This is a genomic window from Rhodoferax mekongensis, assembly GCF_032191775.1.
In the GTDB taxonomy this organism is placed as follows: domain Bacteria; phylum Pseudomonadota; class Gammaproteobacteria; order Burkholderiales; family Burkholderiaceae_C; genus Allorhodoferax; species Allorhodoferax mekongensis.
The window spans coordinates 3,558,428-3,571,307 of sequence record NZ_CP132507.1 but is presented as its reverse complement, the minus strand read 5'-3'; the positions used below and the strand labels follow the sequence as shown (position 1 = coordinate 3,571,307).

10 protein-coding genes are annotated in these 12,880 nt (G+C 63.2%); 4 read left to right on the top strand and 6 right to left on the bottom strand.

Features of this window, described 5'->3' with window-relative positions; all coding sequences use genetic code 11:
• Window positions 1-61: 61 nt before the first annotated feature.
• Genes RAN89_RS17025 through RAN89_RS17015 form a run of 3 tightly spaced genes read right to left on the bottom strand, consistent with a single transcriptional unit; the run spans window position 62 to window position 2,819 of the window.
• Window positions 62-1,030: a TRAP transporter substrate-binding protein gene (locus tag RAN89_RS17025; protein ID WP_313867408.1), complete on the bottom strand. Its 969-nt coding sequence runs from the start codon at window positions 1,028-1,030 to the stop codon at window positions 62-64.
• Window positions 1,031-1,060: 30 nt separating this feature from the next.
• The gene (locus RAN89_RS17020; RefSeq protein WP_313867407.1) at window positions 1,061-1,975 is read right to left on the bottom strand and encodes an SMP-30/gluconolactonase/LRE family protein; all 915 of its coding nucleotides are present in this window, start codon (window positions 1,973-1,975) and stop codon (window positions 1,061-1,063) included.
• A 7-nt stretch (window positions 1,976-1,982) separates the two neighbouring features.
• A complete protein-coding gene (locus RAN89_RS17015; RefSeq protein ID WP_313867406.1) occupies window positions 1,983-2,819 on the bottom strand; it encodes an NAD-dependent epimerase/dehydratase family protein in 837 nt (278 codons plus the stop codon).
• Window positions 2,820-2,904: 85 nt separating this feature from the next.
• Here RAN89_RS17015 and RAN89_RS17010 point away from each other — a divergent pair, with 85 nt between their 5' ends.
• Complete coding sequence (locus RAN89_RS17010; RefSeq protein WP_313867405.1) at window positions 2,905-3,684, top strand: FadR/GntR family transcriptional regulator; 780 nt, start codon at window positions 2,905-2,907, stop codon at window positions 3,682-3,684.
• A gap of 71 nt (window positions 3,685-3,755) precedes the next feature.
• Complete coding sequence (gudD, locus tag RAN89_RS17005; protein ID WP_313867404.1) at window positions 3,756-5,108, top strand: glucarate dehydratase; 1,353 nt, start codon at window positions 3,756-3,758, stop codon at window positions 5,106-5,108.
• Window positions 5,109-5,206: 98 nt separating this feature from the next.
• Here gudD and RAN89_RS17000 read toward each other — a convergent pair whose 3' ends face one another.
• Window positions 5,207-6,670 (bottom strand): 8-oxoguanine deaminase, encoded by a 1,464-nt coding sequence (locus tag RAN89_RS17000; protein ID WP_313867403.1) that lies wholly within the window; start codon window positions 6,668-6,670, stop codon window positions 5,207-5,209.
• Window positions 6,671-6,846: 176 nt separating this feature from the next.
• Between RAN89_RS17000 and RAN89_RS16995 the strand changes: the two genes are divergently transcribed.
• A complete protein-coding gene (locus tag RAN89_RS16995) occupies window positions 6,847-8,247 on the top strand; it encodes a glycerate kinase type-2 family protein (RefSeq protein ID WP_428984465.1) in 1,401 nt (466 codons plus the stop codon).
• An 83-nt stretch (window positions 8,248-8,330) separates the two neighbouring features.
• Window positions 8,331-8,984, top strand: coding sequence for a Crp/Fnr family transcriptional regulator (locus RAN89_RS16990; RefSeq protein WP_313867401.1), 654 nt, complete (start codon window positions 8,331-8,333; stop codon window positions 8,982-8,984).
• 17 nt (window positions 8,985-9,001) lie between these two features.
• On the opposite strand, the gene xdhB is transcribed toward RAN89_RS16990, so the two are convergent.
• Window positions 9,002-11,374, bottom strand: a complete 2,373-nt coding sequence (xdhB, locus tag RAN89_RS16985; protein WP_313867400.1) for a xanthine dehydrogenase molybdopterin binding subunit — start codon at window positions 11,372-11,374, stop codon at window positions 9,002-9,004.
• On the bottom strand, window positions 11,371-12,861 hold the full coding sequence (gene xdhA / locus RAN89_RS16980; protein ID WP_313867399.1) for a xanthine dehydrogenase small subunit: 1,491 nt from the start codon (window positions 12,859-12,861) through the stop codon (window positions 11,371-11,373). Before xdhA ends, xdhB begins: the two co-directional genes overlap by 4 nt.
• Window positions 12,862-12,880 lie beyond the last annotated feature (19 nt).

Sequence of the window (12,880 nt, the reverse complement as noted above, 5' to 3'; positions counted from 1 at the left end):
GAGCTCCGGTGAAGAATGAAAACCTCCCGACCGTCAGGCCGGGAGGTAGTGCAGACGCGAATTACTTCGTGTCTTGCACGGCCTTCACGAGGCGCTTCATGTCAGGGGTATTGGCAAACTTGTCATACACAGGCGCCATGGCGTCCTGGAAAGACTTCTTGTCCACTTCCACTATCTCTGTACCTGCAGCCTTCACCATGTCAAATTCTTTCTTTTCATAGGCTGCCCACGCGGTGCGGTTAAAGGCTACCGATGCCTTTGCTGCTGCGCGGATCTGGTCCTGCTCAGCCTTGGGCAGTTTGTCCCATGCGATCTTGGAGAACAACAAGACTTCAGGCGCCATGGAGTGCTCGGTCTTGTTGTAGTACTTGGCTGCTTCGAAGTGACGGAAGCCGGAACCGTAGGAGGGGTAGTTGTTTTCCGCTGCGTCTACCAGGCCCGTCTTCAATGCGGTCAGCACTTCGCCGGCTGGCATGGGGGTGGGGTTGGCACCCATGGCGTTCGCCACGGCGACCCATAGGTCGGACTGCTGCACGCGGATCTTCATGCCCTTGGTGTCGGCAATGCTTTTGACGGGCTTCTTGCTGTAAATGGAGCGGGAGCCGGAGTCGTAGTAGGCCAGCAGCACAAAACCTGCGGCTTCGCAGTCTTTGGCGATTTCTTCGCCGATGGGGCCGTCCAGCACTTTGTGCAGGTGGTCCACCGAGCGGAACAGGAAGGGCAGCACAGGAATGTTGGTCTTGGGGCACACCGAATTCATCGGGCTGATGTTCACACGCACCATGTCCAATGCGCCGATCTTCACCTGGTCAATGGTTTCCTTTTCAGTTCCCAAAGCGCCCTTGTTGAATACCTTGATGCTGTGCTTGCCGCCGGAGGCCTTCTTGAGTTCTTCACTCATGAACTTGACCGCGGTGACGGTGGGGTAGTCGTCCGAATTGTGGATATCGGCGGACTTGAATTCCGCGGCGTGCGCTGCGAAGCTCAAGGCAGTGATCGCGGCGGCCAGGACGGTAGGTACCAGTTTCATGTTGTCTCCTCTATGGGGATTGGTTGGGGGTTAACGGACGGGAAAACGGGAAAACAAAGGTTCAGGCAAGCCCTGCACACCGGGCTCCAAGACCAGCAAAGCGCCGTCCAGCGTGGCATCGAAGCCGGGTGCCGGGCTTGCAGGGCGGATGGATGTGACAAACAAGTGGCGGAGTTCCGGGCCGCCGAAGGCGCACATGGCCGGTTTGCTGACCGGTACAGCGATGGACTGCAGCAAGTCGCCCTGGGGGCTGAAGCGGTGAATCCGGCCTGCGTCGTTACCGCAGATCCAGTAGCAGCCTTCTGCATCCACAGCCGCACCATCAGGCCGGCCGGGCAGGGCTTGCATATCGACCCAGGCGGCTTGAGGGCCCCAGGTTCCAGTGGCAGCGTCGAAGGAGTGCTTCCAGATTTGTTGGCGGCTGGGGTGCGAATCGGACAAATAGGCGGTGGTGCCATCGGTGCTGAAGGCCATACCGTTGGGGGTGATGTAGCCGCTCAGTACCGGACCTTGCAGCCCATTTTCATCCAGGCCATAGATGCCTCCGGCGGGACTGGCAAGCCCCATGTCCCGCACCATGGTGCCCGCCCAGAAGCGGCCCTGCGGGTCGCAACGGCCATCATTGAATCGCATGCTTGCCTGTGGATGGGTCACGCTGGCCAACAGGCTGACGTGTGCCACTGGCGGTTCACTCAAGGCGACTTCGAAAATGCCAGTCTCCATGGCCGCTATCAGGGTGCCGCGGTTGCTCATGGCGATGCAGCCCACGCGCTCCGGCAGTGTCCAGGTGCTTTGGTGGCGATTGGCCCAGTTCAGCCGGTGAATGAAAGGGCCTTCTATATCGACCCAGTAAATGCACTGGTTGGCCACAGACCATACGGGGCTTTCGCCCACTCTGTCGCGGCTGATGCTGATGGCCTTTACGGCAGGGGTGTGAACGGACACGTATGCCTCAGGCCGTTTTTTTGGTGGGCAGGTGGGCGGTCATGGGCTCGCCTTGGAACAGGAAGCCGCCGCCCTGGTAGATCACGGCCGGATCCGTCACATCGGGTTCGGGTGTACGGGCGTAGACAGCTTCGCGGAACGGATCGGAGCTGTCTTGCGGCACGTAGCCCACGTGGCGGGCCGCGCTGTTGTCGTACCAAGCGACCGCGTTATCGGAGATGCCAAAGATGGCGGTATGCCCCAGCACAGGGGTTGTCAGGCATGCCGTTACCAGGCGGTGCAGATCGTCAAAGCTCAGCCAGCTCGCCAGCATGCGGCGGTCGCGTGGTTCGGCAAATGAAGAGCCGATGCGTACGCAGGCCGTCTCGATGCCGTAGCGGTCAAAGTACATGCGGGACAGGTCTTCCCCGAAGGCCTTGCTCACGCCATACAGGCTGTCCGGACGGGCAGGGTGGTTCAGGGTGATGGTTTCGCTTTGCTTGTAATAGCCGGTCACGTGGTTGGAGCTGGCGAACACCACACGCTTGACGCCATGTTTGCGTGCTGCTTCGTACAAGTTGTAAACGCCCAGGATATTGGCTTGCAGGATGGGCTCGAACGGGCCTTCCAGTGAGATGCCGCCGAAATGGACGATGGCGTTCACGCCCTTCACCATGGCGTCCACGGCTGCGGCGTCTGCCAGGTCCGCCAGCATCACTTCTTCACCAGCGCGAGCGGGGCCGAAATCGCTCCGGTCGGAGAGCCGCAAGACCTCGCAATTGGCCTTCAAACGATCGCGCATTGCTGTGCCCAAGCCGCCTGCGGCGCCGGTCATCAGCAAAGTGTGGTGTACTTTGATTGTCATGAAATAGAGAGCTGAATTGTCAGTTGTATGTTGTCTGATGTGTTAAATTGTGGTCATCGTCTCAGACCGCGTCAAGGACTTTTCCATGGACCTAGTGCAAACCCCTAGAACAATTGCGGCGTCAAGTGCAACACCGGAGTCGGCCGATGCATTGCGCCCGCGCCGCTCCAAGGGCCTGGTGAATGAGGTGGTCGAAAGTCTGGCTGCCAGCATCCGCGATGGCGCCATCAAACCCGGCGACAAGTTGCCCACTGAATCGGAAATCATGGGTCGTTTTGAGGTCAGTCGCACTGTGGTGCGTGAAGCCATTTCGCGCCTGCAAGCCAACCGTCTGGTGGAGACCCGTCACGGTGTAGGCACCTTTGCACTCGCACCGCAAAGCAGTGGAAATTTCCAGATCGCCGATGTGGATTTCGCCACCGTCGCCGATGTGATTGCCCTGCTGGAGCTGCGGATTTCGCTGGAAACCGAGGCTGCGGGCCTGGCGGCACAGCGCCGTACCGAAGCCAACTTGCAGGCCATGCAGGCCATGCTGGACGCGTTCCAGAAGTCGATTGAGGAAGACTCGGATGCAGTGCCTTCCGACTTCAGTTTCCACATGGAAGTTGCCAAGTCCACGGGTAACCGCCACTTTGCCGACCTGATGACTTATCTGGGCACCATGATCATTCCGCGCACCCGCATCAACACCGCCAGCAGTGCGCCGGAAGGGCGCTTGGCGTACCTGCGACGTGTGCATGGCGAACACGAATACATCTTCAACGCCATCCGCAATCAGGATGCGGATGCGGCCCGCGCCGCCATGCGAACCCATCTTGCCAACAGCAAGGATCGCTTGAGAAAGTCGCAGGCTGACGCAGTTTAGTTGTATGATGTCCTATATGTAGGGGCGCCACACATCCTTTCATTCCGAGCGCCCCGCTAAGGAGATTGACCATGACCCCGTCTGAAACTACCTCTGTGCGCGGCGCCCCTGTGGTGACGGCGCTACGCGTCATTCCGGTTGCCGGACATGACGGCATGCTGATGAACCTGAGTGGCGCCCACGCGCCGTTTTTTACCCGCAACATCGTCATCCTGACCGACAGCAGCGGCAACACCGGTGTGGGTGAAGTGCCCGGCGGCGAGAAGATCCGCCAGACGCTGGAAGATGCTGCCTCCTTGGTAGTGGGTCAATCCGTCGGCAACTACAACGCCATCCTCAACCGCATGCGCGAAGCCTTTGCCGCCCGCGACAGCGAGGGCCGTGGCCTGCAGACCTTTGACCTGCGCGTGGCGATTCACGCAGTGACCGCCGTGGAAAGTGCCTTGCTCGATTTGCTGGGCAAATTCCTGGGTGTGCCGGTGGCGGCCTTGCTGGGCGATGGCCAACAACGCAGCAGCGTCGCGGTGCTGGGCTACCTGTTCTATGTGGGCGACCGCCAGCAGACTGACTTGCCCTACCTCAGCGAGCCGGATCAGGCCGATGACTGGAAGCGCCTGCGCCACGAAAAAGCCATGGACGCAGACGGCGTGGTGCGTCTGGCCGAGGCCGCTTTTGCGCGCTACGGCTTCCAGGACTTCAAGCTCAAGGGCGGTGTGCTACGCGGCGAAGAAGAAGTGGAGGCCATCCGCGCCCTGCATGCCCGCTTCCCGCAAGCCCGCATCACGCTGGACCCGAACGGTGGATGGCTGTTGAATGACGCGGTGCGCCTTTGCCGCGACTTGCATGGCGTGATGGCCTATGCCGAAGACCCCTGCGGGGCCGAAGGCGTGTTTTCCGGCCGGGAAGTCGTGGCCGAGTTCCGCCGCGCCACTGGCCTGCCCACTGCCACCAATATGATTGCCACCGACTGGCGCGAGCTGGCCCATTCGCTGGCCTTGCAGTCCGTGGACATTCCCTTGGCTGACCCGCATTTCTGGACCATGCAGGGCTCCGTGCGGGTGGCGCAGGTCTGCCAGACCTGGGGCTTGACTTGGGGTTCGCATTCCAACAACCACTTTGACGTGTCGCTGGCCATGTTCACCCATGTGGCGGCTGCTGCACCGGGCAAGGTAACGGCCATTGATACCCATTGGATCTGGCAGGACGGCCAGCGCCTGACCCAAGACCCGCTGCAGATTGTGGGCGGGCAAATTGCCGTGCCCACCACGCCCGGTTTGGGTGTCGAGCTGGACATGGTCGAAGTGGAAAAAGCTCACCAGCTCTACTTGCAGCACGGTTTGGGCGCACGTAATGATGCGATGGCCATGCAGTACCTGATCCCCGGCTGGAAGTTCGACCCCAAGCGCCCCTGCCTCGTGCGTTGAGGCTTGAATTGGCCTTTGGCGCCCGTCGATATTGCGCGAGCAGCTCCCATTTCAGGAGCAAACTCGCGTCATTCAGGTGTGATGCTGGGCGGTTGAGGTCAGTGGACTGCAGCCGCAGCCAGCTGCAGCGCCAACCGGTTGTGGCGCTCCATCAGCGGGCCAAGGTCTACCGTTTCCAAGTGGCCCTCGCGCACCACCACCTTGCCGTTGACGACCGTGTAGTCCGCCTGCGGACTGGCACACAGCAGCAGGCTGCCGACAGGGTCGTGCACCGCGCCACCGGCAAAGCCCAGCGTGTCCAGGTCAAAGAGCACCAGGTCCGCACACATGCCCACCGCCAGGTGGCCGATGTCCTTGCGGCCCAGCACTTGCGCGCCGCCCCGGGTGGCTACGCTGAGGGCATCCCGCGCGGTCATTTCGGCCGGGCCCAAATCGCAGCCGAAGAAGGTGCGGCGCTCGCCAGTGGGCAGCACACGCTCTTCCGGTGGCTGCATGGCGCGGCCCACGCGGGCCAACAGCAGGGCCTGGCGGGCTTCGTTCACCATGTGGGCCGCGTCATTGCTGGCGCTGCCGTCCACACCCAGGCCTACCGGCACGCCGGCGTTCAGCATTTTGCGGATGGGGGCGATGCCGCTGGCCAGGCGCATGTTGCTGCACGGGCAGTGCGCCACGCCGGTGCGGCTGGCGGCAAACAGGCTGATGCCCTCGTCGTCCAGCTTCACGCAGTGGGCGTGCCACACGTCCTCACCCAGCCAGCCCAGGTCCTGGGCGTATTGGGTGGGGGTGCAGCCGAACTTTTCGCGGCTGTAGGCCAGGTCGTGGTCGTTTTCGGCCAGGTGGGTGTGCAGGCGTACGCCCTGACCCTTGAAGCTGCGGGCCAGCAGGGCGGCTTCGCGCATCAGGTCGCGGCTCACGCTGAACGGGGAGCAGGGCGCCAGCGCCACATTCAGCATGGAGCCCCAGCTCGCATCGTGGTGTTGCTCGATCAGCCGTTGGCTTTCTTTGAGAATGAAGTCTTCTTGTTCTACCACCCGGTCCGGAGGCAGGCCGCCCTGGCTCTGGCCCACGCTCATGCTGCCGCGGGTGGCTACGAAGCGCATGCCTATCTCGGCGGCTGCGCCAATGCTGTCGTCCAGCCGCACGCCATTGGGGTAGATGTAGAGGTGGTCGCTGCTGGTGGTGCAGCCGCTCATCAGCAGTTCGGCCATGGCGATCTGGGTGCTTACCTGCACCATCTCGGGCGTCAGCCCGGCCCAGAGGGGATACAGCCCGCGCAGCCAGCCGAACAGTTCAGCGTTTTGCACACCGGGTATGGCCCGCGTGAGGCTCTGGTACATATGGTGGTGGGTGTTCACCAGACCGGGGGTGACCAAAAGGCGCTGCGCGTCAATCACCTCGTCAGCCTCCAGCGCGTGTGGCGGCAGGTCGGCGGTGGCACCCATGAAAGCGATGCGGTTGCCTTCGATGTAGATGGATGCGTCACGCAGCTCGGTGGATTGCGTAGGGTCGGCGTGGTCGAAAGTTGCGACCGCGCGCGCGTTGTGGATCAGCAAAGTGCCCATGTGAAAGTCTCTCCGTCAAACAAGTCGCCCACCTGCAAGGGTGGGTCCTGCCGAGGCCGAATCCCGCTGGCGGGCTGCAAGAGCCACCAGAGGCGAGCACCACGTTGCCGAGCATCCCGGGCTGTGCTTGCGCTACGCGCCCCTAAATTTTGCCCCATTTACTTTTGCATCAAGCGATGAACATGCCAAGTACTGAAACCCATCCCCAAGCCCCTGCGCATTTCTCTGACATTGCCCCGCGCGAGTTGCTGAGCCAGCTGTACTGGGCCGCAGTGCGCCAGGCGCTACCCGCGCATACCCTCAACCACTACCTGCCTGAGCCGCCCAAGGGGCGCACGCTGGTGCTGGGCGCAGGCAAAGCAGGTGGCGCCATGGCCCATGCGCTGGACGCGCTGTGGCCCCAAGACCTGCCAATGTCGGGTCTGGTCGTTACCCGCTACGACCACACCCCGCCGCTACTGGCAGACGCAGCTCCAGCCCGCATAGAAGTGGTGGAAGCCGCCCACCCGGTGCCTGACGCTGCCGGCTTGGCCGCAGCCCAGCGCATCCTGGCCTTGACCCGTGGGCTCACCGAGGACGATTTGGTGATCTGCCTGATCTCCGGTGGCGGATCCTCCTTGCTGACGCTGCCCGCGCAGTGGGAGGTAGACGGCGTGCAGGGCGGCATCAGCCTGGAGCTCAAGCAGCGCATCAACAAGCTCTTGCTGGAGAGCGGCGCCAGCATTCAGGAGATGAACTGCGTGCGCAAGCATCTGTCCGCCATCAAGGGCGGGCGCTTGGCCGCAGCCTGCTATCCCGCCAAGGTGGTGACGCTACTGATCAGCGATGTGCCGGGCGACGACCCGAGTGTGATCGCCAGTGGGCCGACGGTGCCGGACCCCAGCACCTGCGCCGACGCGCTATCAATTTTGAAGCGCCTCGCGCAAGATGCACCTGCACTGGAGGCCGATTTCGTGCTCAAAGCGCTGGAGGCCGGTGTGCTCGAAACGCCCAAGCCCGGCGATGCCGTATTTGCCAACAACTCAGTGCATTTGATTGCCACGCCCCAGCAGTCGCTCGAAGCTGCTGCCGATCTGGCCCGCAGCATGGGCTTGCATGCCTACATCCTCAGCGATGAGCTCGAAGGCGAGTCCCGCGAAGTGGGCAAGGTGCACGCCGCCTTGGCGCGTACCGCCTCGCTCAAACCGGCTTCCGCCGTGCAGCCCTTCGCCAAGCCTTGTGTGATTCTGAGCGGCGGCGAGACCACCGTGACTGTGCGCCCGCGTCGAGAAGGCGCTTTAAGAGGTCGGGGCGGGCGCGCGGGGGAGTTTTGCATGGGCCTGGCCCAGGGCCTGCAAGCGCAGCCCAAGGTGTGGGCGCTGGCCGCCGACACCGATGGCATTGACGGCGTGGCAGACAACGCCGGAGCGCTGGTCACCCCCGACACCTTGGCGCGTGCTGAGGCCGCCGGTGTGTCCTTGGCCGATTGCCTGGACCGCAATGACGCGGTGGGCTTCTTCCAGCCGCTGGGGGACCTGTTCACCACCGGCCCCACGCACACCAACGTGAACGACTTCCGGGCGATTCTGGTGTTGTAAACGGCGCAAGCCCTGTGGTCGGGCACGCAAAAGTTTGATCTGTCTCAAGGCGGCGACTGCCAGCGGCGGGCACAGTGAAGTCCATGTTGGCACCTGTACCTACCGCAATTCAATCGCTTTTGACCCACAGCAACCCCGAGCGCCGGGTCGCTGGCAGCGTGTTGCTGCGGCGCGGTGATGCGACTGCCGCAGCCTGGTATCTGGAAAGCGGGCATGTGGTCTTTGGCATCAGCGGTACCCCGGGTAACCGGGATGAACTGCTGGAGCACCAGCTCGGCCAGATGCAAGGGCCCGGCTGGGTAGACCCCACAGCCGCCGTGCTGGAAATGCCCGCCGCCATGGACGTGGTCGCCCAGACCGATGTGGTGCTGCGCCGCGTGCCCATGGCCGAGTTTCAGGCCGCGCTGGCAGCCAACCGCCAACTCAGCACCACCATGCTCACCGGCGTGGCGCAGGCGCACCGCGAGCAAACCGAACTGGCAGTGAGCCGATTGGCCAAGGGTGCCGAGGCGCGTTGTGCCGAATGGCTGCTGCAACATGCCGAGTCGAACGACAAAGGCGGTTGCGCGGTGCAGCTGCAACAGCGCAAACGCCTGATCGCGGCCCAACTGGGCATCGCACCCGAGACACTGTCCCGCGTGCTGCGCCACCTGCGGGAGCGCAGCCTTATCAGCGGCTCAGGCCGCACGGTGAATCTGGTCGACCCCGGCGGTTTGCGTTCGCTGGCCGGGGTGTAGTTCCACCCTGTAGGCGCTCAGTCCTTGAGCGCTTTCAACACATTCTCAGCCGTGGCCGGCGCCGTGAGTTGCACGGCGGCACCCGGGCCCTTGGCTTGGGCTACCGCATCGCGCAAGGCTTCAAACACGCTGATGCCCAGCATGAAAGGGGGCTCGCCCACGGCCTTGCTGCCGAACACGTTGTCCTCAATGTTGGGTTCGTGCCAAAGGTCCACCTTGAAGTGCTCGGGCACATCCGCCGCGGTGGGGATTTTGTAGGTGCTGGGCGCGTGGGTGCTGAGGTAGCCCTTGTCGTTCCAGACCAGTTGCTCCGTGGTGAGCCAGCCCATGCCTTGCACAAAGGCGCCTTCAATTTGCCCCACGTCGATAGCGGGGTTGATGCTGCGGCCCACGTCGTGGAGGATGTCCACTTTGAGCACCTTGCTTTCGCCGGTCAGGGTGTCGATCACCACTTCGGTGCACGCTGCACCATAAGCGAAATAGTAGAAAGGCCGGCCGGTCAGCGTCGTCTTGTCGTAGTGGATCTTGGGCGTACGGTAAAAGCCGTCACTCCAGAGCTGGATGCGGTTGGCATAGGCCATTTTCACCACGTCGTCGAAGCTGCGGGTGGTGGTGGGCGAGAACACTTCGCCATGCTTGAAGCGCACGGCACCTGCACCGCAGCCATCGAGCCCGGCCACAAAGGCGGCCAGGTTGTCGCGCACATGGCGGGCGGCAAACTGGGCTGCGCGGCCGTTCAGGTCGGTACCCGCACTGGCCGCGGTGGCGGAGGCGTTGGGCACTTTGCTGGTGTCACTGGCAGTGCTGAGCACCCGTGTGAAGGGAATGCCCAATTCGTCCGCCACGATCTGGGCGACCTTGGTGTTCAGGCCCTGGCCCATCTCGGCGCCGCCATGGTTCACCTGCACGCTGCCGTCGGTGTACACATGCACCAGCGCGCCAGCTTGGTTAAACAGTGTGGCCGTGAAGCTGATGCCGAACTTGACCGGCGTAATGGCGATGCCGCGCTTGAGTACCGGGCTGGTCTGGTTCCATGCCGAAATGGCCTCTACCCGCCGTCGATACTGCGCGGACAGCTCCAATTTTGATAGCAAGGGCTGGAGGATGTTGTCCTCCACCTTCATCTGGTAGTGGGTGGTGTCGCGGCGGTTCGCAGTGCCGGGGATGGCCTCATCGCTGTAGAGGTTGCGCATGCGCACGTCCAGCGGGTCCAGCTTGAGCGCACGGGCAATGTCGCCCATCACCGCCTCAATCAGCACCACACCCTGCGGGCCGCCGAAGCCACGGAAGGCGGTATGGCTCTGGGTGTTGGTTTTGCAGCGGTAGGAGGTGATGTCCACATCCTGCAGGTAGTAGGCGTTGTCGGTGTGGAAGATGGCGCGGTCCGCCACCGGGCCGGACAGGTCGGCGCTGAAGCCACAGTTGACTGCCATTTGCAGTTTCAGGGCGGTCAGGCGGCCGGTTTCGTCAAAGCCCACGCTGTATTCATACGCAAAGGGGTGGCGCTTGCCGGTGACCATGAAGTCGTCGTCCCGGTCCAGCCGCAGCTTCACGGCGCAGCGGTTTTTGGCCGCCGCAATGGCCGCCCACACGGCCAGATGGCCGGCCTGCGTTTCCTTGCCGCCGAAGCCGCCTCCCATGCGCCGGCACTCCACCTTGACGGCGTGGTTGTCGATGCCCAATGCGTGGCTCACCCAGTGCTGCACTTCGCCGGGGTGCTGGGTGCTGCTGTAGACCAGCCACTGGTTCTGCTCTTGCGGCAGCACATAGGCAATCTGGCCTTCCAGGTAAAAGTGCTCCTGCCCGCCGACTTCCAGCGTACCGTGCAGGGTGTGGGGCGCGCTTTTCAGGGCCGCATCCGCATCACCGCGCCGAACGTTGACCGGTGGCAGCACAAAGCTCTTGGCGCGGATGGACTCTTGCACCGACAGGATGGCCGGCAGGGGCTCGATCCTGAGTTGCACTTTGCGGGCGGCATGGCGGGCCTGCATCACCGTTTTGGCAAGCACCACGCCCACCACTTGGCCCACGAACTGCACGGTGTCCAAGGCAAACACCGGCTCGTCGCCGGCAAAGGCGGCCAGCATGGGGTCGCCGGGAATGTCTTCCGCCAGCACCACGTCCACCACGCCGGGCATGGCGCGCGCTGCCGTGCTGTCCACGCCCAGCAGCTTGCCATGCGCATGGGTAGAAAGAATGGGCGCGGCATACAGGGTGCCGCGCACCTCGGGCAGGTCGTCGATGTAATGCACCGCGCCGGCCACCTGGGCCACGGCGCTTTCATGGAACTGATTGACGCCGGCGGCCGGGCCACGGGAAGTGGGCACGGCGGCGGCCACCTCGGGGGAGAGGGTGGGAGTCAAAGACGGGTTGAAGGGTGTGGCGCTCATGCAGCTTCTCCTTCAGGCACATAGCTCTCTAGATTGATGGCGGTAAGGCCTTGGCTCTCCAGCCAGTAGCGCTGCAGCAGATTACCCAGCACCTCCACCCGGTAGGCGCTGCTGGCGCGCATGTCGGAGATCGGGCTGAACTCGCCTCGCAAGGTGGCCTGGGCGGCTTTCACCGTGGCAGCACTCCAGGGTTTGCCCAGCAAGGCTGCCTGCGTCTTGAGCGCACGCACAGGCGTGGCCGCCACACCACCCACCCCGATGCTGGCGTGGGTGACTATGCCGCTTTCGATGTGCAGGTTCAGCGCGAGGCAGACGGCAGAAATGTCGTCTTCAAAGCGTTTGGAAATCTTGTAAACACGTGACCGCTCATGGGGCACGGCCTTGGGCACTTTGATCCAGGCCAACACTTCGTCCGGTGCCATGACGTTCTGGCGGTAGCCGGTGTAGAGGTCCTCGAGGCGCAGTTCGCGGTGCACTGCTTTCGCCTTGTTGCCTATGCCGCGCCAAGCCATCAGCACCACGCTGGCGCCAAGGGCAATCAGCAGCGGCATGGAGTCCCCGATGGGCGAGCCATTGGCCACGTTGCCGCCCAGCGTACCTGCATTGCGCACCGGAAGGCCGGCAAAGCGGCTGGCAAAAGTGGCCAACTGCGGCCGGTCGGCCACTAGGGCGGCAAACGCATCCGTCAGGGTGACGGCGGCGCCTATGGCGATGTGGTGCGGGTACTGCTCCACGCGCCGCAGTTCGGCCACTTGGGTCACATCCAGCACGCGGGGGAAATCCTTGTGCATCTTGGTGACCCACAGGCCTACGTCGGTGCAGCCAGCGACGATTTGTGCTTGCGGGTACTGGGCCCGCGCCGCCAGCAAGCCGGCTAGAGAGGTAGGCGAAATGTAAGAAGAATCGGTCGAAGGCGCCCGTCCCTCCTGCGCGAGGAGCTCCAATTTTGATAGCGTTTCGGCTTCGCGCAGGTCCACGGCGGGCTGGCCCAGCATGGTTTGGGCAGCATCCAGGATAGGGCGGTAGCCGGTGCAGCGACACAAATTGCCACTCAGGGCGTGCAGGGCGTCGTCCCGGGAGATGGGTTTGCCGGCATGGGCGTGGTGGCGGTACAGATCGAACAGGCTCATCACAAAGCCGGGGGTGCAAAAGCCGCATTGGGAGCCGTGGCACTGCACCATGGCTTGCTGTGCGGGGTGCAAGCGCCCGTCGTCGGCGGCAATGTCTTCTACCGTCCACAGTGCTTTGCCATTGAGGCTGTGGGCCATCTTGATGCAGCTGTTGACCGCTTTGGTCTTCAGTTCGCCGTTGACGGATTCGCCCACGACCACGGTGCAGGCACCGCAGTCGCCTTCGTTACAGCCCTCTTTGGTGCCCGTGCAGTGCAGGTCTTCGCGCAGCACCTCCAGCAGGGTGCGGGTGGGGGGTACATCGTGCAGCGTGACGATTTCGCCGCGGCGTACAAACTTCAGGGGAGTGGTGGTCATGGAGTGTTTCCTCGTGCGG